The sequence below is a fragment of the Ruegeria arenilitoris genome (genome assembly GCF_013035425.1).
In the GTDB taxonomy this organism is placed as follows: Bacteria; Pseudomonadota; Alphaproteobacteria; order Rhodobacterales; family Rhodobacteraceae; genus Ruegeria; species Ruegeria arenilitoris_A.
This window is the reverse complement of sequence record NZ_WQHX01000003.1, coordinates 282746-307972: the sequence shown is the minus strand read 5'-3', so window position 1 is coordinate 307972 and position 25227 is coordinate 282746. Positions and strand designations below refer to the sequence as shown.

Genomic DNA, 25227 nt, shown 5'->3' with positions numbered 1-25227 from the left:
TTACACCTCCGCCGCCCGACCCTTGAGCGCGATGATACCGCGAGGTCGGAACTGTATGAACAGTATTATGAACAGGATCATGTATGTCTGAGCCGCCAAGGTGTTCGAAGGATTCAACCACTCGATCCCCTTCTGCAATGTGCCAACCATAGTCGCGCCTAATAGTGTGCCCCAAATGTTGCCTACCCCGCCTACGACAACAGTCATGAAGCTTTGCACAATGTAGTCCGACCCCATTTCCGAGGTGACTTTTGCGTAAAGTCCAATTGCCACCCCAGCGATACCTGCGATCCCGGATCCAAACCCAAAGGTAAGCATGTTGATTTTGTCAGGGTTGATACCCATCGAAGCCGCCATCCGTGGGTTTTGTGTGACCGCGCGAACTTCCAGCCCCATACGGGTGCGGTTCATCACAAACAGGAACAGCGCCAGAAAGATTAGAGCCAGCACGAAAATCGCAATCCGGATATAACTGATTGAAACAATGTCATTGATGACAAATGACCCATCCAGCCAAGCGGGCGCAGTAAGCGGACGGGCCTGAGTTCCAAAGATGTTTTTTGCCAGTTGCTGCAGCGCTATCGATACACCAAATGTTGCCAACAAGGTTTCTAACGGGCGATGATACAGCCAGCGGATTACCAGCCGTTCCATTGCAACTCCCGCTGAAAACGTCACCAGGAATGCACTGGGAATGGCCACAAGAATAGATATCGTAAAATCCGGTATGAATAGCTGAACGACATAGCCAGTGTAAGCACCCATCATTATGAATTCGCCATGGGCCATGTTGATAACTCCCATGACGCCAAAGGTGATCGCCAGGCCGATTGCGGCAAGAAAGTAAATCGATCCGAGTGAAAGAGCGTCAAGGATCAGGTCGGCCGTTCTATTCAGGGCCACTTGTGTTTCGATATTGTCCAATGCCGCTTGCGCGGCCAACGCCACGGGAAGACTTGCACCCACATAGGTTCTAAAGAATTGGTGCTTTTCTATCTCGGCTGCCTTCTGCGCATTTGTCACCAAAGGATCGGCGAGCCCTTGCTGGGCCAGTAGCTTATAAGCGGTTTCCCTTGCTGCAACGTCATCCAAAGTGGCGACCTGAATGCCTGCAACAGCAGTGCCTTCAATATTTGCAATCAGCGTTTCCTTGACAGCTTGTGGGCTGACTGTTGCAGGGGCCAGTTCGTTTTCAACCAGAAAAGAATAAGCTTGTGATTCTGTCAGTTCATCCGAACCAACTTCAACAGGAATGCTGCCTTCGGGAACAACTTCCCCAACTTGTATTTCAGTCGCGATTAAAGGGTTTAGCGCTGCGCGGACTTCGACACTTAGGTCGCCATCAAAACCTTCGATCGCTGAAATTCGCGCTGCTTCGTCCTCGTCGAAACGGATGGTCAACAAACGTTCCAGCCGCGTTTTACGCAGTCTTATTGCTGGATCTTCTTCGCCTTCCAAAGACCCGCGCAATGCGATCAAGTGGCTTGGTTGAGCATCACGTTCAATCGCGGTCAAAGCAGTTTGCCGGTTTTCCGGGATTGGGTCATTCAACTGAAACTGAACCAAGGCGGCAGCGATCATACTGCGAATGCCGGAGTTCGGCTTTAGCTGCTTGAAAGTTTTCTTGTCTGCTATCCCAGTTTCTGAATTGTCAGAGACATCAAAGGTCTGCAGCCCACCGTTTGCCTTAACCGCAAAAACAAACAGACCACTCTCTTTGTTGACCCACATTTCTTTCGCTTGCCAACGTTCAAGAACCACCTGAGCTTCGGGAAGTCCGCTTTGGGCCAATGCATCAATTGCGGGGCCGATCGTTTTGCGCGAAGACTTCACGATCGCCTCGGAGTGGGACTGAAGAATAAGCTGAATCGGGGCGTCTGCGGATTGGGCCGACACCAGGGTCGGAGCCATCAAAATGATTAGCAGAAGCAAAGCCCGCTGGATCATAAACAGCATGGAAAGTGACCTCAGAGTGGTGCCCCAAGGCGCAATGCAAACGCCTTGGGGAATAGGTTTCAGATCTTAGTAGTTGGACTTGATCTGCACGCAGCTCTCAGTTTCTGTGTTGTACATTCCGCAGCCCAATTCTTTCCAATCGGACTTTAGAACGGCGGATTCCGGCAGGTAATCGGTCCACGCGTCGCCAGGCACCTCTTCGGTCTGGCTAATGATATCGAACTGGCCGTCTTCCTGAATTTCACCGATCAACACCGGTTTGGCCAAGTGATGGTTCGGCAGCATTACGGCAGTACCTCCGGTAAGGTTCGGAAATTCCTGACCATACATCGCCTCGCGCACGGCATCGACCTCGGTCGTTCCGGCCTCGGTTGCCGCGTTCACCCACATGTTGAATCCAATGAAATGGGCCTCCATCGGGTCATTTGTCACGCGGTCCTCACCCATACGCGCTTTCCAAGCTTCTACCCACGCTTCATTTGCTTCGCTGTCCGCCGACTGAAAGTAGTTCCACGCCGCCAGGTGACCGACTAGGTTTGTTGTATCAAGTCCTGCCAGTTCTTCTTCGCCAACCGAGAATGCAACGACAGGAATGTCGTCAGCCGAGATACCTGCGGCCGCAAGCTCCTTATAAAAGCCGACGTTTGCATCGCCGTTGATTGTCGAAATAACGCCAACTTTCTTTCCGTCTGCGCCCAGCGCAACCACATCAGCCACAATCTTGGACCAGTCAGAATGTCCGAACGGAGTGTAGTTCACAAAGATATCTTCAGCGGCAATACCTTTTTGCTGAAGATAACTTTCAAGAATGTTGTTTGTGGTTCGCGGGTACACGTAGTCGGTACCCAAAAGCGCAAATTTTTCAACTTCGAGCTCTTCTAAAAAGTAATCAGTCGCCGGAATGGCCTGCTGGTTCGGTGCCGCGCCGGTATAAAAGACGTTCTTCGAGCTTTCTTCACCTTCATATTGAACCGGATAGAAAAGAAGGCCGTTCAATTCTTCGATGACTGGCAACACAGATTTGCGCGAAACGGAAGTCCAGTTGCCAAAGATTACGTCCACTTCGTGAACAGTAAGCAATTCACGTGCCTTTTCAGCGAACAGTGGCCAATCCGAAGCTGGATCGACAACGACCGCTTCCAATTCGCATTCCAAAAGCCCACCGGCTTCGTTTTGCTGTTCTACCAGCATCTCCATCGTGTCTTTCAGCGTGGTTTCCGAGATCGCCATCGTACCAGACAATGAATGCAGAACGCCGACCTTGATCGGACAATCCGCCAAAGCTGGCAAAGCAGAAGCCAACAGAACGGCAGCGGTAGTTTTAAGAGTATTGTGCATCAGCATTTCCTTGTTTGCGATGCGCAGCAGGGTTGCTCGGAACGCGAAAACACCCCATATACCCCCTACGCATATTTGCGGAGTGCGAGGGTGTCATCAGGTTCCTAGGCCGGGCACCTTCGCACAATTCCAAAGCCGAATTTCGGCGCAACTCTGTCGTATTCACTTACGCGACTACGAGTAAGCCACGTAAGCGAGGATTTCCGGAAGTTTCAGGTGATCGCTTAATTTTACAGCATTGCCGCAACGCAGGCCTAATAATGCGGCATCGCAGCAACGGTTTGGTTCAGGTTCCACCAAGCAGCAACAAATTGCACTGATACAAGAGACGAGCCGCAGTTCTCCGCGCCGCTGTCGACGTTGCCGCATCCGAACCAAAGGTCCCAGTTTGTAAAAGAGCCGAATGCGCATGTTTCGCATTCACGCGATGGCTCAAAACGTGTTGCGCATTATCGGACTCGATTGTCGCATTCAGCAGGGAAACAAATCCCTTTCTTTTCATTTCATACTGTTTTGCGTTGGGATCATCCAAAAGCCAGGCGTGCTCAATTTCCGCTGAATACCTGCCAGCGCAGCTTGCAAAGGATTTCACCAGCTCATCGTCAGCATAAAGATTTGCAGCTGACACGCAGAGGAACACCGACGACGCAATCAAAGTTTTCAAAACGCCCATGAATTCAGCATTGCGCCTGAAAATCTGATCGTCAAGAAGGCATTTGTGAAACCGCATGGCTGGATGACCGCCCATTGCAGAGCGTGATCAGTCCCCCCAGTGGCGCTCAACGAAAGCCGTGAGTTTCGACGGCCTTTGTCCGTTTAAATCGCCAAGTACTCTTCTCGAAGCTGACTGTTTTCCAGAACTTCATTCGCGGTTCCATCAAACACGATGCTGCCTGTATCCAGAATTATCGCACGATCGGCCAGTTCCAGTGCACGGATGGCGTTTTGTTCGACAATAATGGTTGTCATCCCCTGCTGCTTCACGTGAATGAGTGTCTTTTCGATCTCGTCGACGATCACCGGCGCCAAACCTTCATACGGTTCATCCAAGAGCAAAACCTTAATATCTCTTGCCAATGCCCTTGCAATCGAAAGCATCTGCTGTTCACCGCCTGACAGCGTTATTCCTTCTTGCTTTCGGCGTTCGCCAAGACGGGGGAACAGTTCGTAAAGTCGCTCCAGCGACCATCCGACAGGAGGCGCTATTTGCGCAAGTTGCAAGTTTTCTTCCACGGTCAAACCGGGAATAATCCGTCTGTCTTCTGGCACCAGACCAAGACCGGCCGCCGCTGCTTCATAGCTGGTCATTTTGTGCAATGGCTGGTGGTCCAGCCAGATTTCCCCGTGCTTGACCTCTGGTTCACCGACCCGCGCAATCGAGCGAAGCGTCGATGTTTTTCCAGCACCATTTCGCCCCAACAACGCAAGTATTTCGCCTTCGTGCACGTTAAAGTTCACACCCTGAACGATGTAGCTCTCACCGTAGTAAGAGTGCATGTCCCACACTGAAAGAAACGCGGGCGCGGTGCTGGCCATGTTGGCGTCTTTTGAAAAGTCAGGTTTTTCGTTCATTGCTTTTCCTCACGCTGCTTCGCCCAGGTAAGCTTCTCGAACTTTCGGGTTTCCGCGGATATTTTCAGGAGTGTCTTCGACCAGCGGTGTTCCCTGCGCTAGAACGGTGATCCGTTCAGCGAGGCTGAAAACCACGTGCATGTCGTGTTCAATAATCGCGATTGTTATGTCACGTTCATCTTTGATCTGCTTTAGCAAATCAATTGTATTGTTGGTGTCTGCCCGAGCCATACCTGCCGTGGGTTCATCCAACAAAAGCAGGCGGGGGTTTTGGCTCAGGCACATGCCGATTTCCAAACGCCTCTTGTCCCCACGCGACAGTGCAGCGGCGTGCATCTGCCGTTTGTCCGCCATATTCATTTCTTCAAGAACAGATTCAGCTTGTTCTACAATGGTTTTCTCGTTGGCGATTGTCTCATAAGCGTGCATCCGAAACGCGCCATCCCGCATCGCAAAGATTGGAATAAGCATGTTTTCCATAACAGTGAGTTCACCGAAAATCTCAGGCGTCTGAAACACGCGGCTGATGCCCATTTGGTTAATCTGATACGGCTCAAGTCCAAGGACGGAAGCATTGTCAAACAGAACTGTCCCGGTATCGGGCATCAGCTTGCCCACGAGGCAATTCAGCAAGGTGGATTTACCTGCTCCGTTCGGGCCGATAATCGCATGAACTGAGTTTTCTTCGACGCTCAGGTTCACGTCCGTCAAGGCTTTTAACCCACCGAAACGTTTGCTGACGTCTTTGACTCTTAAGATTGCCATTGTCGTACCCCTTATTCCGCTGGTTCGGTTTTGCCCGACTTAGTGTCGTCGGTTGCAGTTTTTTTGTTTTTGAACCAGTTGAGCATGCGCTGGCCGCCTTCCACGAGACCGCCGGGTAGATAAATGACCACCAGCATGAACAGGATGCCAAGGGTCAAGTGCCACCCCTTACCGATAAACGGATGGATGAGGAAAACAACCGCATCCTCCAATCCATCAGGTAAGAACGCAAACCAGCTGTGCAGGACGTTGTCGTTGATTTTCGAGAAAATGTTCTCGAAATACTTAATAAAACCTGCACCCAAAATCGGGCCTATCAAAGTGCCGGTGCCGCCCAGAATGGTCATGAGCACAACCTCACCCGAGGCAGTCCACTGCATCCGTTCTGCACCAGCCAACGGGTCCATCGCCGCCATAAGACCACCGGCCAAACCCGCGTACATTCCCGAAATCACAAAAGCCGCAAGCGTATAGGGTTTGGAATTCAAACCGGTGTAGTTCATCCGCTGTTGGTTCGATTTCACCGCACGCAGCATCATTCCAAATGGCGACCGGAAGATACGGATGGCCAGATAAAACACCACCATCATGACAACTGCGCACAGGTAGTAACCCGCGTTAAAGTCAAAGCTCCAAGCGCCAACATCCATAGTGTAGGTGGCACGCATAGGCAGACCGAACAAATGCGGCAGGTCGGGTGAATTGGCCCCCTGCAAGATTTGCGGATCGTCCGCGTAAACCTGCAAACCGGTTTCGCCGTTTGTCAGATTAAACTTTGGGTTCGACAGGACTGAATATGCCAGAGCAAAGCTCATTTGCGCAAAGGCCAGAGTCAGGATCGAAAAGTAAATCCCCGACCGGCGAAGGCTGACAAAGCCGATCAGCAAAGAAAACAGCCCAGCGACGACAACACTAAGCGCAATAGCAGGAATAACGTTGTAGCTGAGCAGCTTGAACATCCAAACTGCCGAATATGAGCCGACCCCCAAAAAGGCCGCGTGACCGAAGGACAAATAGCCAGTCAGGCCAAAAAGGATGTTGAAGCCAATTGCAAAGATTCCGAAGATCACAAATCTCTGCATCAGGTCCGGATAGCCCGCGTTGAACTGCGCCATCGCGCTGCCTTCTGGGAACGGGTTCAGGATGAAAGGGGCCAGCAATGTCAGGAGGCCGACAATAATCAGGAGGCTTGTGTCTTTTTTGTTTAGTCCCAACATATCTTATTCCTCCATCACGCCTTTGCGGCCCATCAGCCCGCGCGGCCGCGTGAGCAACACGATGATGGCAACAAGGTAGATGATGATCTGGTTGATGCCTGGGATTGTAGTTGTAGCCCACGTAGTCGATGCAAAACTTTCCAGGATGCCCAGCAGAAATCCGGCGAGAACCGCTCCGGGCAGCGATCCCATGCCGCCAACAACAACAACGACAAAGCTAAGAACCAGAAAATCCATACCCATGTGATAATTTGGCGGATTAAGAGGTCCGTACATGACCCCCGCCAGCCCTGCGACGGCAGCGGCAATCCCGAACATGATTGTGAAACGACGGTCGATATTGATCCCCAGCAATCCTACTGTTTCACGGTCCGCCATCCCGGCCCGCACCACCATCCCAAAGGTTGTAAATTGAAGGAAAGAGAATACCGCGCCAATAATCGCAACGGCAAAGCCAAAATAAACGAGTCGCCATATTGGGTATATTATCGCGTTCGGGTCAAAACCTACCATAACGCCAAGGTCGATCGACCCACTCAGCGCATCTGGCGGAGGTGTCTGAATTGGGTTTGCGCCAAAGAAGTACTTCACGATTTCCTGCAACACGATCGCCAAGCCGAAAGTCACAAGAATTTGGTCCGCATGAGGACGTTTGTAGAAATACTTAATCAGGCCCCTTTCCATTACGTAGCCGACCAACAGCATGATGGGAATCGCAAAAAGGATGGCCAACGGAACGGACCAATCAATGATTGCAGCGCCGACTTCTGGTCCGAACCAAGCTTCAACATAGGGCGTTTCCACTTTCAGCGGATTACCAAGAAAATCCTGCTGAGATTCATCAACGACTTCGAAACTCAGGTTCATAAGCTTTTGCAAGGTCACTGCGCAGAACGCACCGATCATAAACAAGGCCCCGTGGGCAAAGTTCACGACCCCAAGCGTGCCGAAAATCAGTGTCAGACCCAACGCGATAAGCGCATAAGCCGAACCCTTGTCCAGCCCGTTCAGAATTTGCAATAGGATGGCGTCCATTGCCCCACCTCAAGGTTGGTCAGCGTTATTTGAGTGGTCAGCACGAGGAAAAGTCACCCGGCTGAGAGTGTCTGGCCGCCTATCAGCGACCAGACGAAGGCCAAAGACCTTATGCACCCGGGTTGCACTCGCCGAGATCGCCACCGGCGAACATCGGATGCTCCGGATCGTACTCAACCTGTGCACGCGGAGTGATCTCAACGATTTCCAGTGTGTCGTACTCGTTTGTTGGGTTCTGGTTACCCCGCACCACAAGAACGTCCTTGAAGCACTGGTGATCCGCACCACGGTACCATGTGGGTCCGTTGCCCAGCCCGTCGAATTCAAAGTCTTCCAATGCTTCGACAACACCGCACGGGTTGAAAGTACCTGCGCGTTCAACCGCATCTGCATAAAGCAGCGTCTGTGCATAGCAGGTCTGAGCCGAGTTCGACGGAGGCTTACCATATTTCTCGCCGAAGGATTTTACAAAGGCCTTGGTACCCTCATCCTGCAGCTGCCAGTTCCAGTTCATCGAACCCAGCACACCCTTGATGTTTTCGCCTGCACCAGCAGCCATCAATTCAGAGTAAAGCGGCACAACGATTTTGAAGTCTTTTCCGTTGGCCACCTTGTCCAGCAGACCGAACTGGATCGCGTTGGTCAGCGAATTCACCATGTTGCCGCCGTAGTGGTTCAAAACCAAAACATCCGCACCCGAGTTCAGAACCGGCGCAATGTAGGACGAGAAATCCGTTGATGCGAGTGGTGTCTTAACCGTGTTGACCGTTTCCCATCCCAGAGCTTCGGTCGAAGCAACAATCGACTCTTCCTGGGTCCATCCCCAGTTGTAGTCTGCCGTTAAATGGTAAGCGCGACGCTCATTGCCCATTTCTGCCGCCAGAACCGGCGCCAGTGCGGCACCCGACATATAAGCGTTAAAGAAATGGCGGAAGCCATTTGCCTTCTTGTCCTTGCCAGTGGTGTCGTTGGCATGGGTCAGGCCGGCCATAAAGATCACGCCCGCCTCTTGGCATAGGCCCTGCACAGCAACGGCCACACCCGAGGATGAACCACCGTTGATCATAATTGCGCCGTCTTTTTCGATCATCGACTTGGCGGATGCACGCGCGGCGTCTGATTTGGTTTGAGTGTCTCCGGTTACGAACTCAACTTTCTTTCCAAGGATTCCGTTGCCCTGAAGGACCTTGGACGAGAACGTGTTCAGGCACCCACCGTCGCCTTCACCGTTCAAGTGCTCAACGGCCAACTGCTGCGCAAGCAATTCATCGTTGCCCTCTTCGGCATATGGGCCGGTCTGCGGGACGTTGAAGCCCAGTACAACCGACGATCCGGTTGGCTCGTTCGTGAAGGCTGCCGCTGATGAGGCGGTAAAAATTGTTGGCAGGGCCAATCCGGTACTTGCGACCGCACCAGATTTCAACACGCCGCGGCGTGTGACATTTTTGTTAGTCATAAATTCCTCCCATTTCCATTCCCCACCTTCTGGCTCCTCTTCCAGCTGGTGAGAGCGCACACTTGTGCAAGCCGATTATGGAAACGGGTCAGAAAATTTCACAATAACTGATTAGTTTTGATGGAAAGTTTTGTAAACGAATAAACAAAACTTCTGATATTTTGTAAATTTTTTTTGAGTTCGTCACTCAATGCACTGAAAAGCATTCGTTTACTTGCTAACCACTGTTGTTGAGATATGGCACCCTGGACAATCAAGTACGCGTAGGCAGTCTCGCGCGAACTCGGAGGACATACGATTTTCAATCTTCCCACCGACGAGCAGCCTGCCATCCCTCCACGGGGAACTAAAACATTTTGAACTTTTCCTGCTGTCTCAGGCAACCGCAAAGCCCAAGAGAAGGCCAGCAATCCTAAATCTGATCGGCTTATTGAACGTATTCGTCGTAGTCTTGTTTCAATAAGATATCGGCTTCTTCGCTTGCACTAAGAACGAGCTCTGCATTAGGCAAATCGTTCTTTAATGTCTTTTTCAAAGCCGTTTCAGCGTCCAGTCCATGATTTATCCACCGTTGCACGAGTCGCTCCTGTAGAACCTCCATTGTCGGCCCAACAAAAACGCTTGCACTAAACCGGTCTTTCATGAACCTCCATGGTTCGGCCTTTAACAAAAGATAATTCCCTTCGACGACTACAATTGGAGTATCCGGCGAGATTGCAACGGCATTTGCAATTGAAAGGTCCATTTGACGATCAAATTTAGGATGGAACGTTTCTCGGTCAGCCGCCTCAAGTCTCCGAACGGTTTCGGCGAAACCGGCTGCATCAAATGTCTCGGGCGAACCTTTTCTTGCCAATAGCCCACGCGACTCAAGCAGCCGATTGTCTAAATGATATCCATCCATCTCTAACAAGGCTGCGAAAGGCGCACTCTCATTGCGCTCGCAATTGAGCGCCCGAACCACCGCTTGGGCCAAAGTCGATTTACCGGAGGCTGGAGGACCAGCGATCGCGACGACGGTTCTTGTTCCGGTTCGCAGCTTACTCTTGACCAAATCGCAGACTATTTTCGTATCACGTTCAATCAAGCTGCATCCTCGCTTGGCGGCTCTTTAGCACCTGTCATGAACGCAACTGCGTCAGACATCGTATAGTCCTTTGGATCAATGGTGCAGAGCCGCTTGCCCAGCCGATGCACATGAATACGGTCTGCAACCTCAAAAACATGTGGCATGTTGTGGCTTATAAGGATAATCGGAATTCCCCGCGCTCTTACATCTTGAATCAGTTCAAGAACTTTCCGGCTTTCCTTAACTCCGAGAGCTGCAGTCGGTTCATCCATGATTATGAACTTGGAAGCAAAAGCCGCGGCGCGTGCGACGGCAACACCTTGGCGTTGCCCGCCAGATAGGGTTTCGACCGCCTGATTGATAGACTGCACGGTCATCAACCCTAGTTCGGTCAACTTTTCCCGGGCAAACTTTTCCATCGCGGGGCGATCCAACTGCCGCAGAAATTTACCCATGAAACCGGTTTTTCGGATTTCCCGACCCATAAACATGTTGTCAGAGATTGATAACGCCGGCGACATCGCGAGCTGTTGATAGACGATTTCGATCCCCATATTTCGGGCGTCAATCGGAGAGGTGAAGTTGACTTTTTTACCCTCGATCAGGATTTCCCCCTCGTCTGGGATAGTAGCACCGCAAATCGCCTTTACGATTGACGATTTGCCAGCGCCGTTATCCCCGATGACAGCCAGAATTTCGCCTTGTCTCAATTCGAAATCAGAGTGGTCTATTGCGGTCACGTGGCCATAACGCTTAACGATTCCGCGGCCCTGTACGACAGGAGTGTTGTCCGACATCAGCCCGATACCTTTCTGATCCATTGGTCCACCGCGACTGCGGAAATGATGAGAAGCCCGATTAGCAGGTAGGTCCACTGCGCGTCTGCGCCAAGAAGCCTGAGCCCCAGAGTGAACACTCCGACAATGAGTGCGCCAAACAATGAGCCGAGAATTGAACCACGCCCGCCGAATAGTGAAATACCACCAATCACAACCGCAGTGATGCTTTCGATGTTGGCTAATTGCCCGGATGTTGGAGAGACCGAACCGATCCTCCCGATCAGTGCCCAACCTGCAAACGCGCAGATCAACCCGGAAAGCATATATACAGACATCAAAGTTTTGTGGACGTTAACACCCGAAAGTTCTGCCGCCTCTGGGTCGTCGCCAACCGCGTAAACATGGCGCCCCCAAGCCGTGTGCCTTAGCGCATAGGCGAGCACAGCAATCAAAACGAGCATAAAAATCACACCGACGGTGAATGTCGCTCCGCCAATGCTGAACTTGGTTCCAAAGAATTGCAGGAATGGCGCGCTAGCTTCGATGTCCTGACTACGGATCGTCTCGTTCGCTGAATACAGAAAATTTGTGGCCAAAACGATCTGCCACATTCCGAGTGTAACGATAAACGGAGGCAGCTTAACCCGACTTACAAGCCAGCCATTTATCGCGCCTATTGCCGTGCCAATTGCAAGCCCGCACAACACGGCAACCGGAACCGGAATACCGTAGCGGAAAGAAAACTGACCCATAATTACGGAAGAGAAGACCATTATTGCGCCGACGCTGAGATCAATTCCCGCGGTCAGAATAACAAGGCTTTGTGCGGCGGCAACAATGCCTACGATTTGAACCTGCTGCAGGATCAATGTCATCGCGAACGGAGAGAAGAACTTCGAACCTAGAAGCACGCCGAAAATCACAATTGCACCAACCAGGACAATCAACGGAACAAAGGATGGATTGACGTGGAGGATGTGCTGCAACTTCCCGACGAAGCCTACACGATGGCTCTCAAACTCTGCGATCGCTTCTTTACCGCTGGCAGCAGATTCAAATTCCTGGGCGCCTTGGTTTGCTTCTGACATATCTCCCCCTTTTCGCGGCGGGCTTTGCGGCCGACGAACTCATCTTACAGGAAGTTTCAATTATTGTGTGATGCGAATAGCGGGGTGCTTTTAAGCACCCCACCCAAAGACTAGGCAATTAACCCCAGCAGAGGTCCAAACCTTCGGATACAGAGATAGACTCCACACCATCAACCGGTTGATCGGTGATGAGGGCAACTCCGGTATCATAAAAGTCTTTTCCAGGAGTATTTTCAGGCTTAACGCCTTCCTCAGCCCACTTTTTGACCGCTTCAACGCCCAATGAAGCCATCAACAACGGGTATTGCTGGCTGGTGGCACCAATTACGCCTGCTTCTACGTTCTGAACGCCGGGACAACCGCCATCAACAGATACGATCAACACATCGTTTTCACGGCCAATGGATTTCAGAGCCTCATAAGCACCTGCAGCCGCCGGTTCATTAATTGTGTGAACAACGTTGATTGTCGGGTCCTTTGCAAGGAGGTTCTCCATAGCGCGGCGGCCACCTTCTTCGTTGCCATCGGTCACGTCACTGCCAACCAGTCGTGGGTCAGTTTCATCGCCAATAACATTCGGGTCAGCCAAGTCTACGCCAAAACCATCCAAGAATCCTTGGTTGCGTAATACATCCACGGTCGGCTGGCTGACGTTCAGATCCAAGGTCGCGATTTTCGCGTCCGCTGCCGCGTCGCCCATTTTGGCCTTTGCCCACTGTCCGATCAACAAACCAGCCTTGTAGTTGTCAGTCGCGAAGGTCGCGTCAGCAGAGTCAATTGGGCTCAGAGGTGTATCAAGGGCAATAACGAGCAGACCTGCATCTCTGGCTTGTTGTACTGCAGGGACAATTGAGCTGGTGTCTGAAGCAGTCAAAAGGATACCCTTGGCCCCATCAAGAATACAGGTTTCGATGGCCTGCACCTGAGTTTCATGGTCACCGTCAATTTTTCCTGCGAACGCCTTCAGAGTCATTCCAAGCTCTTCAGCTTTGGCAGTGGCACCTTCCTTCATTTTCACAAAGAATGGGTTCGTGTCAGTTTTCGTAATCAGGCAAACAGTTTCACCCGCGGCCTGAACGGATGACGTTCCAATCGCAAGAGCAGCAGCTGACGCGGCAAAATAAAGTAGCTTTTTCATGGTTTCCTCCCGGGTAATGTCCTTGAATGCACCGAAGTCTCCGGCAATGACCCACTTTTATACGTTACGCGGGTCTGAGCATAGGAAAGGTGATTCTGGCGCGCCTGTCAATAAATAAATAAACTTGATTTATTAATTAGAGGTGTCATCTTTCCAAAGGGATAGGAGCTGATTATGGTCGGTTTCATGGAGAAAGAGACGCTTGTAAAATTAACTGGTGGGGTGAACCAAAGCGGTGTTCGCGACCACAACGAGCGTCTGATTCTCACAGTTTTACAAAGGCATGGACCCACCCCGGGCGCTGACGTTGCGCGTCTGACCGGCCTGTCCCCTCAGACCGTTTCCATAATTCTACGAAAGTTGGAGAAAGACGAGATTCTCAGGCGCGGCACGCCAATCCGAGGAAAAGTAGGCAAACCATCGATACCCATGGAGCTTAATCCAGATGGGGTTTTGTCTGTTGGAATGAAGATCGGACGGCGGAGTGCTGATCTTCTTTTAATCGATTTTGCTGGCAATCCGCGTCGGCAGTTCTCGATTTCCTACGACTACCCCTTTCCCGAAACAGTGTTCGGATTTCTTAAAAGCGGGCTAACTGATTTGCTGGCGGATGAACCTGACAGGCTCCGCCGCCGCGTTTGTGGTATCGGGATAGGGACACCATTTGAACTTTGGCGGTGGCATGACTTAACAGGCATCGCTGCTGAAAAGTTCCGGTCTTGGAAAGACGTCAATTTCTTTTCAGAAGTCGCCAAGTTCAGCGATCTTCCGGTGTTCGTGGTCAATGACGCAACGGCCGCTTGTCACGCGGAACATCTTTACGGACGTGGAGGCGAATACCGTGACTACTTTTATTTCTTTATTGGATCGATGATCGGTGGAGGTGTTGCGCTGAACGGTACAGTATTCGAGGGAAATCAGGGAAACGCTGGCGCATTAGGAGCTATGCGCACGACGAGCCCGTTGGGTGAAAGCCAACAACTCATTGATGTCGCATCGCTGCACCTACTTGAAGATCGCCTGATCCAAGCGAATGTCGACCCCGCAATCCTTTGGGTCAAACCTCAAGACTGGAGCAGCATAGCACGGTACGTGGACCCGTGGATCGGTAGCACTGCGCAAGAGCTTGCAAAGGCTGCGCTTTCGATCTGCGCAGTCATAGATTTCGAGGCCATTTTCATAGATGGCGCCTTCCCAACGGATGTTCGCGAGGAACTGGTTGCAAGGGTTAAGCGTTATTTGGCCAACCAAGACAAACGAGGGCTGATACCTCCGCGTGTGGAGGCCGGTTCAGTCGGCGAAAACGCTCGGGGCATTGGCGCTGCAAGCAGTCCAATTTTCCGCCAATTCTTGCTGAACACAAATGCTGGCTTATCAGTATCCTGAACCACAATACGGTCATCACTGCTGTTTGCAAATTCGCACTCATCCGCCTGAACGTGAAAAAGAATTAACCCTTCACGTCAGCGAAATACGCCTTTACGTATTAACCGTACAAAAGAATAACTACCCTTTGGGCAACGGTGGGAGTCATCCCGCCGCAGGGTTCTTTGAATTTCGGTTTTTTTAGGGAGCGACCATGCTAAAAACTGTCGACGGGTTTGACCGTATCGGAGAAGAGAATGCGTTTGCAGTACTTGCCCGAGCAGGCGCGCTTGCAGCTTCCGGAAAGGACGTTATTAACCTCGGCATCGGTCAGCCAGATTTCCCCACTCCGCCAAATATTGTCGACGCTGCCATCAAAGCGCTTCGCGATGGGCACCACGGGTATACCGACGCAACTGGTATTCTCCCGTTACGTGAGGCTGTTGCTGCTGATCTGCATCGCCGTTTTTCCGTCGACGTAAACCCCGGAAATATTTTGATCGTACCTGGTGGAAAAGTAACCATGTTCTCTGCCATTTTGATGTTCGGAGAGCCAGGCGTTGACATTTTGTACCCAGACCCCGGTTTTCCGATTTACCGATCGATGATTGAGTTTACTGGCGCGCGTCCTATCCCGGTGCCCATACGCGAGGAAAACGGTTTCGCATTCTCAGCAGAAGAGACGCTTTCCCTTATCACGCCCCAAACGCGCTTAATTGTCCTCAATTCGCCAGCAAACCCCTGCGGTGGTGTCACGCCCAAGGCAGAGGTGGACAACCTGGTCGCTGGGTTGATGGATCGACCGGATATCGCGATCTTGAGTGACGAAATATATGACCAAATGCTTTATGACGGCGAAGAACACGTAACCCTGCTTAGCTATCCGGAAATCCGGGACAGGGTAATATTGCTAAACGGGTGGTCCAAGACCTATGCAATGACCGGATGGCGTTTGGGTTATTCGGTTTGGCCGGACGAGCTTTACCAAAAAGCCAGAAAACTTGCAGTGAACGCATGGTCTTGCGTCAACACTCCAGCTCAGTTTGCGGCCCTCGAAGCGTTGACGGGCCCTCAAGACGCTGTGGGCGAGATGTTGTCTGAGTTTAATGCGCGGAGAAAGCTGGTTGTCAGACTTTTGAACGATATTCCAGGTGTCAGTTGCATCACGCCGAAGGGCGCGTTTTACGCGTTTCCCAATATCTCTTCGACCGGTTTCAAAGCCAAGGAATTGGCTTCGGCACTTTTGGAGGGGCCCGGGGTTGCAACTATCGGCGGACCAGATTTTGGTATTCTTGGCGAAGGTTACATCCGCTTGAGTTACGCAAACAGCCAAGAGAATATTCGCGAGGCTCTGAACAGGATGAAAACTTTCATATCGAGCGCATAGAGGCTGGTTTCCCTGCCTTTAAATGTTTGTACATTGAGAATTCCAAGGGTTGCGTTCGATTTAGCCCGTTTTCCAAACGCCCAAATTCCAAGGCTATTTATTTACCCCATTACGTTGTGCAACAAAGTCAACCAGATGCGGCACGTAATCCTCAGCTCCATCTCCGCCAGCAGAGCACGCCATCGCAAAACTGTTCTTGATTGCATTGCCGATTGGGTTTGCCATTGCAGCCTCATCCGCCATCGCCTCAAGATATCGCAAGTCTTTTAGCGCGTTTTTCATCGTGAACTTGTGCGAGTCTCTGTTGCCCTCTACAGCGTAACCCATGAAAGTCTGATAAAATCCGCAATCCATACGGCTGCCGCGAATAACCGAGTCGAATTGCTCTGTCGAAATCCCAACTTTCTCTGAAAGAGCCAGCGCTTCTGAATACAATGCCGCATAGCCCAACGACAGGAAGTTGTTGAGCAGTTTCATTTTGTGGCCTGAACCGATCTGACCCAAATGCACGACTGACTTGGCCCAAGTCTGAAAAACAGGCAGCAATCGCTCAAATACATGTTCGTCCGCCCCGACCATGGTCGCAAGTTCCCCGGCTTCGGCTTGAACCGGAGTGCCACCCAATGGCGCGTCTGCCATATGGCAACCCCTGGTCTTTAATTGCTTAGCTAAGGCGACCGTTGAATTTGGGTTTGATGTCGAACAATCGACCACCACCGCTTCTTCACTAAGAGTTGGGAGCAGCTCTTCCACGATCGCTTCAACCTGCGGTGAGCCGGGCGCGCAAATGTGAATTACGGTGGATTGTATTGCGAGGTCGGAGAGCGATTTTGCCTCTTGTGCGCCTTGCGCTAACAAGTCTTCCATGGGTGCGCGGTTTTTGTGCGCGATCAACGTCAACGGGTAGCCGTTTTTTAACAAGTTTTTTGCGATGCCGTGCCCCATTAAACCGACACCGACAAAACCTATCCGCTCTTTGCTCATACTATTCTCCCCCCGAGACTTGTGATTAATACTTTAAGCTCACGCCCCACTTTCACAATAACCGAAGAAACAGCTATACGGATTTCTCGCGCCGCCATCATCCACTGAATGGATGGAACCAAATCAAAAATTTGACTTCCTCATTCGTCCAAGGAATCTCCAAAAATCTGCTTCAGGGTTGAGACGTTAATCCGCAAATCCGGAATAGCGACCGATATTACCACGTGACGCTCTAAGCCAAATGAGGCGCTTTGACCTTATAGCTTCGGTTTTTCGCGGAATCATGCGATCCTGACCGCACTATTCAAATAATTTTTCAGGGAGTGAAAGATCTGCAGTTTCTGCGTTCCATTGCAGTACTTTCCTCATTTGCTATTGGCGCCTCAGGCGCCAGTGCACAGGAGAAACCACTGAATTTTCTTATGATATGGGGCGATGACATCGGATATTGGAATGTCAGCGCCTACAACCAAGGTATGATGGGTTATGAAACACCCAACATTGACCGAATTGCCAAAGATGGAATGCTGTTTACGCATTCCTATGGCGAACAGTCATGTACTGCAGGCCGTGCGTCTTTCATCACCGGGCAGTCTGGTTTTCGGACTGGTTTATTGAAAGTTGGCCTTCCCGGGGCAGCTGAAGGCATGGATGCGCGGGATCCGACTATCGCCGAGTACCTGAAATCCAAGGGCTATATGACAGGTCAGTTCGGTAAGAACCACCTTGGTGATCGGGACGAACATCTACCAACAGCACATGGTTTCGACGAGTTTTTTGGGAACCTCTATCACCTCAATGCAGAGGAAGAGCCAGAGAACCCGGATTACCCCAAAAACCCGGAATTCCGGGAACGCTTTGGTCCGCGTGGGGTTTTGAAAGCCACTGCAGACGGGCAAATCGAAGACACAGGACCTCTGACGCGTAAGCGAATGGAGACCATCGACGAAGAAGTCACCGCTGGCGCGCTAGACTTCATGGACCGGGCTGTTGAACAAGACACCCCATTCTTTCTTTGGTGGAACTCAACTCGAATGCATGTCTGGACCCATCTCAAAGAAGAAAGTGAGGGAGTTACCGGTCTTGGAATTTACCCTGACGGGATGGTTGAACACGACGGTATGGTCGGGCAATTGCTCGACAAGCTGGATGAGTTGGGCATCGCTGACAACACGGTCGTGATGTATACAACCGACAACGGCGCAGAGGTGTTTACTTGGCCCGATGGGGGCACGACGCCGTTCCGCGGTGAAAAAAACGATAACTGGGAAGGCGGTTTCCGGGTGCCATTGATTATCAAATGGCCGGGCGTGATCGAACCTGGACGCAAATCCAGTGACATCATCAGCCATCTCGACTGGTTCCCAACAATAATGGCAGCATTGGGCGATGCCGATATGAAGGATCGAATGCTGACTGAAGCGCCGTTTGGCGATGGGAACGAGCCGGTCCACCTCGATGGCTACAACTTTTTGCCTTATCTCAGCGGCGAAGTCGAAGATGGTCCGCGGAAGGAATTTTTCTACTTCTCGGACGGAGGCGATTTAATGAATCTGAGATACAACCGCTTCAAAGTTGTTTTTGCCGAACAGCGCGCGCATGGATTTGATGTTTGGCAGGACCCACTTGTTCAGCTGCGGTTTCCAAAATTGATTGATCTTTATGCGGACCCGTTTGAGAGGGCAGAGCACGAGTCAATCGGTTACGGTCGTTGGCGTGCAGAGCGAATGTTTGCGTTGGCTCCGGCACAAGCATTTGTGGCGCAATTCCTTCAGACCTTTGAGGATTACCCACCACGTCAAGAACCAGCCAGCTTCTCAATCGATCAAGTTTTGCAAAGCCTTCAGCGAAACCAAGGCGGTTAAATTGACCATGCAAAAACATAGTGGGCGGCGGCATTTTGCTGTCGCCCGTCAATTATGACAATCCAATGCGGCTAGGGGGCACTCCATGTATAGAGATCACCAAGTGTCAGCGTATGCGCGAAACAAGATGGTCGAAATTAAACCAAGGTCAGACCAACCCCGGAAATCAACCAAGAGATCAAGATAAAATTGGATTGCGTGCCAATCCTGATTTTGCAGGATAAATTAAGCGTTTTCTTCCGAAATAATTTCGTCAGCAACACGAAGTACATCGTTCAAAAAGTCGTCGATGTCCTCGCGTTTTGTGCGGTGGTTGTTGAAAGCGCAACGAAGGCCATGCTTGCCGTTTACCGTTGTGTCAGAGGGTACTGCAAGTCCGCGCTCTTGAAGGCGTAGCATGATCTCCGTGTTCAGGGTCTTTGCCGCTCCTTCGTCGGCTGCAACGTGTCTAAAACACACAATGTTTAAATTTACCGGAGCGACCAATTCAAGCTGAGCATGCTGCTCAACGCGGTTGGCCATATACCGCGCATGGGAAATATCCTGCGATATGATTCTTCCGAACTTCGCGGCGCCTTGTTCCTTGAACGCCATCCAGATTTTCAGCGCGCGGAAGCCGCGACTAAGTTCTAAGCCATAATCTGCAAGGAATTTTCCGGCAATCATACCCCGCTCTTGAAGTTGCAGGTACGGACCGTGCATTTCAAATGTGGCAAAATGGGCTTTGGGCTCTTTGATCAGTACGGCCCCTGCCTCGAACGGAGTATGAAGCCACTTATGAGGGTCGATGGCAACGGAGCTCGCCCGCTCGATCCCGGCTACCAGATCGGCATACTCTGGGGCCAGTCTCAGAACGCCCCCAATGCAACCATCCACGTGAAACCAAAGGCCTTCGTGATCGCACAGATCCGCGATTGAAGCCAGATCATCTATTGCTCCGGTATTTGTAGTACCAGCCGTCCCGATCACACAAGCTGGCTGCAATCCCTTCGCCCTGTCTTCGACAATCGCGGCTTGCAGCGCGTCGATCTGCAGCCTCTGATGCGCATCTGTCGGAACTTCCACCAGCGCTTTTGACCCAAGGCCCAAAATCTCCAAAGCTTTCTGATGGCAACTGTGTACTTGATCCGAAGCATAAAAACGCAAAGGTCTACTCAATTCGGCGACGCCTTTTTTGCGGACATCGTAACCGGCAGAGAGATTCCGGATTACCGTATGCGCGACGAGGTTCGCCACCGACCCACCGCTGGTTAAAGTGCCGCTGGCGCTTTTGGGAAAACCCGCAATCTCTTTTAGCCAATCTAAGACTTGCTGCTCAACCTGGGCGGCGCCGGTATTTCCGCCTCCAAGATTGGTGCCCTCAACAGCCGCAAGAAAATCACCTAAAGCCCCTGTGAAGTTGCTGGACCCCATGTACCAACCCCAAAAACGAGGGTGAATATTGCCCATTGGGTAAGAGCGCACAGTCTCCTTATATTCCTTGTAAACAGTTTCCAAAGGGCTGGGGTTGAGCGGCAACTCATCTTGGAAAGTGGCCCTGACTTCTTCTGGCATGGCCTGCCATACAGGGCGTTCTCGGACACGCGCTAAGTGGTCGATGGCCTCGTCCACCATTTTGTGGGCAAGAGCACGGCTAAACTCCCATTCATCCGGATCGAGACTTTCTTCTTTGTTATCCCGCATATGCCGCCGCTCCCTAACTGAATTTGAACGTGCTGGAAGAACGTGCTCAGTGCAAGAAAATCGTTGTCTGACAAACATCCTGCCGAAGGCCAAGTTTGGCCCTTATACTTGAAAGCAGCTTTTAGTCGGACATCCCAGCGTACATTAAAAGCCGCTAAGGTGCCGGCGGAATCAACTCCTGACGTTGAAGAACCGTAAGAATGTCCAGAATTGTTGAAGGGCTCACATCCACGGATCCTTCAAGAACAACACCAAGGCCACCATCACCGATCTCTCGCGGGCCACCTTTGTCGTAAGTCGGATCCAACGACGCAAGTTCTGGTGGAAGCTCCGGGCAAAGCGGGCTTTCATTCAAAACAAGATCAACTGCTGCCAACATCAGTTCCTTAACCGACTCAAGCGTATCTTCCTCCAGAACCTGCTCGCGATTTAACTCGGGGGCCGCGAGAGTAAGATCAAGAAGCTTGAAATAGGCGCAGTTATCCCGCAATTCGACGGTTGCGGCAGTGGACATGTTTGCTGACAATGCGTTTTTCTCTTCGCCTCGCTGAAAGTCTCGGTCACCGGTGCGGCTGCATTCGAAGATTGTTATGGTGACGTCCCCATCTAAATCAATTGCATCGCCTTCAGCCAAAAAGCTTAGACCATCCAGCCTTACCTGCAGGCCGCAATTGTCGATTATTGCGTTATCGGCCAAGCGCTCCGGTACAATCTTTTGGATTTCACGAAGATCGAGAAGAGCATCCACCCCTACCCTTGTCGGGCCTACCGCACTTAAGCCCAGATCAAGTTTATATGGCAGTTCCGTTTCCCGCACTGGAACTGAAGCATCAAAGACAAAATTCACCTGCTGCGCGCTCGATGCGCCTGCACCAAATACGAGAGTCACCAAGACCGGAACGACAAACCAAAGTCTCATTCAGCAAACTCCAATACACCAAGCTCTTTGAGCTCTCCAAGCAACTTAACTATCGTATCGGCACTGACATCGGCAGATCCAACAATAGCTGCGCCCATCCCGCCAGGAGCAATTTCGCGAGTACCGCCCGACTCGTAATTCGGATCGAGAACCGAAAATTCTTCGGGTAACGGCGGACAGACAGGGTTTTCGGCCAAAAATTCGCCACCCTTTTCCAGGACCGCGTTATTGATACGTTCAGTCAAACCGAAAAGATTGGAAATACCGCCGATCAAGCCGCGCGGATCAAGGTCAATATCTTCGATGCTGAATGTCAGGCATTGGCCTTTAACCTCTGCCTTGCCGATCGCGACTGCATCCACGGTTGCACCGAAATAGCGCCATCCCGGTTCCTCGCGACGGTTGCACGTTGAAAATTGGGCGCGGGCAGAACCTTTGACCTGCACAGTGTCACCCTTGGCGGTGACATCTTGAATTTCGAGGTAAATTTGGCGTTTACAGGTCTCTTCCAATGGGCCCTTCAGTATTTCGGGTGCCTTGTCCTGCAATCCACGCAAATCCATGAAGGCCTTCAAACGCAATCTGGTAGGACTGGATTCTTCGAGACCACCATAGACAGTGAAGGGCACTGGAATGTCACGCAGAGGTACCTCTTTGCTCAGCTTTATCTGGAAATCGCCAGCGTAGGTGGCAGGATCGATCCCAGCCAAAGCATTCGCAGAGTTCCTTGTAGTAGCGTTGGTTTGTGAACTGGTTTCAGCCAAGTTGCTCTGATCTTGGGCCTTGCTACTGCACCCCGGTAACAAGGCGAACAGAGCAACAATAAGCAACCCTCTGTTCAGTCGAGACGATGCCATCTGCGTTCCCCCTATCCCGATCATGCTGCCCCCAATTGCCTCAGGTCGTGCCGGACGCACGGCATGAATCTCTGTCGAAATTAACCGCTTGACTAACGAAGGCCAACACTGGACTTCGATTCAGCTCCAATTTTCATCGGTTTAGCGTCGCATTTTATTCAAATTTCCAGTAGCGGACACAGCGCGCTGAGCGGCCAAACTGTTCCCAAACGCCTCCTACTTGGTTTTTTAAGTTGGCAATGCCGCCTAAGCAGAGAGTCTGAAAGTCTGGTTGGGTAGCTCTCTTCTCGCAGCGGTCGGGTGGGCAAGTCTACTTGGTTTAGCGGAACTGAATTGACTTAAGTATCGATTTTCATGGGGTCGATCTTCTAAACGGCATTGGGCTGGACTGATCTTGTCATCGCACCTGAAAGAACGGAAATGCCAAGTACTGGCCGATAGGCTGTATCGTTCTCTCGCTCAACTTGATAACAGAGAAACGACCCGATCAGTTTCGGGCCTTCGTCGTGACTGCCGCGGCAACTGGATTACAAGAGAAAGACCTGTTGGGCAGGATTGCGTATTTACCGCTGTCAGTGACCCTGATGCAATGTCATCTTCGATCAAACACAAGTGCCCCATCAAAATGCCGGCGCCCGCCTTTGCCTCTTCGACCGCGAGGCTATAGAGCGAAAACTGAGGGCCGCTATTTTCGTCGCGCATATGAAAACCATTGCTTTGCAACCACTTGGGCCAATCACCTTTCCAAGTCTGATCGTGTAGCAGTGGAACATCTTGAAAACCATTTGGGCGTTGCGCGCGCAACAAAACTGTAGGCGCGCAAACTGGGGTAATCTCATCTTCACAGACGACAATTTGATTTGGTGACCCGTCAGGCAAAGCAAAGAATATCGACAGGTCGAAAAGTTCGCGCGAGAGGCTTGGTGGTGTTTCCAATGCGGTGACAGAAAAATTGATGTTCGGAAGTTGCGCTCTTATCCGGCGAAGCCGTTTGGGTAGCCAAAGTTGAGCAACTGCGGGCAGAGCTGCGATGTGAAATTCCGCCTTGGGCTGGAGGTTCCGCAAAGCTCGTGCGGCATCGGCCAAGCGATCAAACGCCTCGTTAAAGTCAGCAATAAGCAACTGCCCTTCTCGCGTGAGTTCAACTCCTTGGGCATTACGGCGGAATAGCGGCGTTCCAGCCCAACCCTCCAAGGCTTTGACATGTTGAGAGATCGCCCCTGGTGTGACGTTCAACTCTTCGGCCGCTGCAACAAAGCTGACATGACGCGCCGCTGCCTCAAAGGCGCGCATTGCGTTCAGAGGAGGCCCCTTGGGGCGTTTCGGAGCAACGCTCATCTTACTAGCCATAGTTTTTCTACGCCAAGAAATAGCAAATCTGCTTTGCGATGTCACGCGACAGCCGTCAATGTGGGAAAAACAGGAGAACGTCAGATGACACTTGCACAAAGAGATTGGGTGCCTGCCGCAAGCGAAACCTTGATTCAGGACATCGCTACAAAGTCCGCGTCGACAACGTCGGGCGATCTTTTGGCCCGGCTTGCGCATCTGGCAGAAGAAAACCTCCGCATTCACGAACAAGAGTGCTTTAACCTCAACCCGGCAACGAATGTGATGAACCCCAAGGCCGAGGCGCTTTTGTCATCGGGAATTGGGTCACGGCCTTCGTTGGGCTACCCCGGTGACAAATATGAAATGGGTTTGGAAGCGATTGAAGAAATCGAAGTCATCGCAGCTGAGCTTTGCGCCGAGGTTTTTGATGCCCAGTTTGCCGAAGTTCGAGTGCCCTCAGGTGCAATTGCCAACTTGTATGGCTTTATGGCGACTTGCCAACCCGGTGACACTATTATTGCTCCGCCCGCATCAATCGGTGGGCATGTGACCCATCATTCGTCCGGCTGTGCTGGGCTATTTGGTTTGCGCACCATCGAGGCTCCGGTCAACGCTGATGGCTACACCGTTGATCTGGACCATTTGCGTGACCTGGCCAGAGCCGAGCGACCCAAATTGATCACGATTGGCGGTAGTTTGAACCTTTTTGAACATCCAGTGGCCGAAGTGCGCGCAATTGCGGATGACACCGGCGCCAAGGTCATGTTCGATGCCGCCCATCAGTGCGGCATCATTGCTGGGCGCGCGTGGTCCAACCCATTGAACGAAGGTGCCCACTTCATGACGATGAGCACCTACAAGAGCCTTGGTGGTCCGGCTGGTGGACTGATCGTATCCAATGACGCCGAAATAGCGAAAGCGCTGGATGCCATTGCCTTCCCGGGTATGACAGCCAATTTCGATGCCGCCAAAACAGCCGCGCTTGCGGTAACCATGCTGGATTGGAAAGACTTTGGGCAGGCCTACGCAAACGAGATGATCGCAATGTCTAAATCACTTGCCAAAGCACTTGATGCGCATGGCGTACCAGTTTTCGCCGGGACAAATGGCTTTACCAACTCGCACCAATTTGCAGTTTTGGCATCACCTTTCGGCGGCGGTCAGACGGCATCCAAACAGTTGCGAAAAAGCGGATTCCTCGCATGCGGTATCGGATTGCCCACGAAACCCGTTGAGGGCGATATGAACGGTCTTCGGATCGGTACACCCGAATTGGTTCGCTGGGGTATGACTTCGGATGATGCAGAGCGTTTAGCTTATTTGATCAAGCGAGGCCTGAACGCAGAGCAAATTCTGCCTGAGGTCTCCGCCTGGCGTGGTGAGTTTAACAGGCTGCACTTCGTGAACTGATCAGAACGCAAC

The 25227-nt window shown here is 51.6% G+C and carries 21 protein-coding genes; 4 read left to right on the top strand and 17 right to left on the bottom strand.

The window, feature by feature from the left end; all coding sequences use genetic code 11:
• The 12 genes from urtB to GOV45_RS10510 form a co-directional block, all read right to left on the bottom strand.
• The gene (gene urtB / locus GOV45_RS10565) at nt 1-1956 is read right to left on the bottom strand and encodes an urea ABC transporter permease subunit UrtB (protein ID WP_437436518.1); all 1956 of its coding nucleotides are present in this window, start codon (nt 1954-1956) and stop codon (nt 1-3) included.
• 66 nt (nt 1957-2022) lie between these two features.
• The gene (urtA, locus tag GOV45_RS10560; RefSeq protein WP_170477123.1) at nt 2023-3294 is read right to left on the bottom strand and encodes an urea ABC transporter substrate-binding protein; all 1272 of its coding nucleotides are present in this window, start codon (nt 3292-3294) and stop codon (nt 2023-2025) included.
• Nucleotides 3295-3580: 286 nt separating this feature from the next.
• The gene (locus GOV45_RS10555) at nt 3581-3967 is read right to left on the bottom strand and encodes a hypothetical protein (protein WP_170477120.1); all 387 of its coding nucleotides are present in this window, start codon (nt 3965-3967) and stop codon (nt 3581-3583) included.
• A gap of 143 nt (nt 3968-4110) precedes the next feature.
• Nucleotides 4111-4866 (bottom strand): ABC transporter ATP-binding protein, encoded by a 756-nt coding sequence (locus tag GOV45_RS10550; RefSeq protein WP_170477117.1) that lies wholly within the window; start codon nt 4864-4866, stop codon nt 4111-4113.
• Between the two features lie 9 nt (nt 4867-4875).
• Nucleotides 4876-5631, bottom strand: coding sequence for an ABC transporter ATP-binding protein (locus GOV45_RS10545; protein WP_170477114.1), 756 nt, complete (start codon nt 5629-5631; stop codon nt 4876-4878).
• Between the two features lie 11 nt (nt 5632-5642).
• Nucleotides 5643-6848 carry a branched-chain amino acid ABC transporter permease gene (locus tag GOV45_RS10540; protein WP_170477112.1) on the bottom strand — a complete coding sequence of 402 codons (1206 nt, stop codon included), beginning with the start codon at nt 6846-6848 and terminating at the stop codon, nt 5643-5645.
• Nucleotides 6849-6851: 3 nt separating this feature from the next.
• On the bottom strand, nt 6852-7883 hold the full coding sequence (locus GOV45_RS10535) for a branched-chain amino acid ABC transporter permease (protein WP_170477109.1): 1032 nt from the start codon (nt 7881-7883) through the stop codon (nt 6852-6854).
• A 109-nt stretch (nt 7884-7992) separates the two neighbouring features.
• Nucleotides 7993-9339, bottom strand: a complete 1347-nt coding sequence (locus tag GOV45_RS10530) for a substrate-binding protein (protein WP_170477107.1) — start codon at nt 9337-9339, stop codon at nt 7993-7995.
• A gap of 427 nt (nt 9340-9766) precedes the next feature.
• Nucleotides 9767-10426, bottom strand: a complete 660-nt coding sequence (locus GOV45_RS10525; RefSeq protein ID WP_174823637.1) for a hypothetical protein — start codon at nt 10424-10426, stop codon at nt 9767-9769.
• The gene (locus GOV45_RS10520) at nt 10423-11229 is read right to left on the bottom strand and encodes an ATP-binding cassette domain-containing protein (RefSeq protein WP_170477105.1); all 807 of its coding nucleotides are present in this window, start codon (nt 11227-11229) and stop codon (nt 10423-10425) included. Before GOV45_RS10520 ends, GOV45_RS10525 begins: the two co-directional genes overlap by 4 nt.
• On the bottom strand, nt 11205-12275 hold the full coding sequence (locus GOV45_RS10515; RefSeq protein ID WP_170477103.1) for an ABC transporter permease: 1071 nt from the start codon (nt 12273-12275) through the stop codon (nt 11205-11207). Before GOV45_RS10515 ends, GOV45_RS10520 begins: the two co-directional genes overlap by 25 nt.
• Nucleotides 12276-12393: 118 nt before the next feature.
• Nucleotides 12394-13413 carry a sugar ABC transporter substrate-binding protein gene (locus GOV45_RS10510; RefSeq protein WP_170477101.1) on the bottom strand — a complete coding sequence of 340 codons (1020 nt, stop codon included), beginning with the start codon at nt 13411-13413 and terminating at the stop codon, nt 12394-12396.
• A 186-nt stretch (nt 13414-13599) separates the two neighbouring features.
• Here GOV45_RS10510 and GOV45_RS10505 point away from each other — a divergent pair, with 186 nt between their 5' ends.
• Nucleotides 13600-14799, top strand: coding sequence for an ROK family transcriptional regulator (locus GOV45_RS10505; protein ID WP_170478076.1), 1200 nt, complete (start codon nt 13600-13602; stop codon nt 14797-14799).
• 193 nt (nt 14800-14992) lie between these two features.
• Nucleotides 14993-16165: a pyridoxal phosphate-dependent aminotransferase gene (locus tag GOV45_RS10500; protein WP_170477099.1), complete on the top strand. Its 1173-nt coding sequence runs from the start codon at nt 14993-14995 to the stop codon at nt 16163-16165.
• A gap of 93 nt (nt 16166-16258) precedes the next feature.
• On the opposite strand, the gene GOV45_RS23600 is transcribed toward GOV45_RS10500, so the two are convergent.
• A complete protein-coding gene (locus GOV45_RS23600) occupies nt 16259-17179 on the bottom strand; it encodes an NAD(P)-dependent oxidoreductase (RefSeq protein WP_367648672.1) in 921 nt (306 codons plus the stop codon).
• Nucleotides 17180-17472: 293 nt separating this feature from the next.
• Here GOV45_RS23600 and GOV45_RS10490 point away from each other — a divergent pair, with 293 nt between their 5' ends.
• Nucleotides 17473-19014, top strand: a complete 1542-nt coding sequence (locus tag GOV45_RS10490) for an arylsulfatase (protein ID WP_367648669.1) — start codon at nt 17473-17475, stop codon at nt 19012-19014.
• 225 nt (nt 19015-19239) lie between these two features.
• On the opposite strand, the gene GOV45_RS10485 is transcribed toward GOV45_RS10490, so the two are convergent.
• The 4 genes from GOV45_RS10485 to GOV45_RS10470 all read right to left on the bottom strand — a co-directional run bounded on the left by GOV45_RS10485 (nt 19240) and on the right by GOV45_RS10470 (nt 23811).
• Nucleotides 19240-20697 (bottom strand): pyridoxal phosphate-dependent decarboxylase family protein, encoded by a 1458-nt coding sequence (locus GOV45_RS10485; protein ID WP_170477095.1) that lies wholly within the window; start codon nt 20695-20697, stop codon nt 19240-19242.
• 154 nt (nt 20698-20851) lie between these two features.
• Nucleotides 20852-21616, bottom strand: coding sequence for a hypothetical protein (locus GOV45_RS10480; protein WP_170477093.1), 765 nt, complete (start codon nt 21614-21616; stop codon nt 20852-20854).
• On the bottom strand, nt 21613-22473 hold the full coding sequence (locus GOV45_RS10475) for a hypothetical protein (protein ID WP_170477092.1): 861 nt from the start codon (nt 22471-22473) through the stop codon (nt 21613-21615). The genes GOV45_RS10480 and GOV45_RS10475 overlap by 4 nt, the downstream gene beginning before the upstream one ends.
• A 459-nt stretch (nt 22474-22932) precedes the next feature.
• Nucleotides 22933-23811, bottom strand: coding sequence for a LysR family transcriptional regulator (locus GOV45_RS10470; RefSeq protein WP_170477090.1), 879 nt, complete (start codon nt 23809-23811; stop codon nt 22933-22935).
• A 96-nt stretch (nt 23812-23907) separates the two neighbouring features.
• On the opposite strand from GOV45_RS10470, the gene glyA reads away from it, so the two are divergent.
• Nucleotides 23908-25215, top strand: coding sequence for a serine hydroxymethyltransferase (gene glyA, locus GOV45_RS10465; RefSeq protein ID WP_170477088.1), 1308 nt, complete (start codon nt 23908-23910; stop codon nt 25213-25215).
• Nucleotides 25216-25227 lie beyond the last annotated feature (12 nt).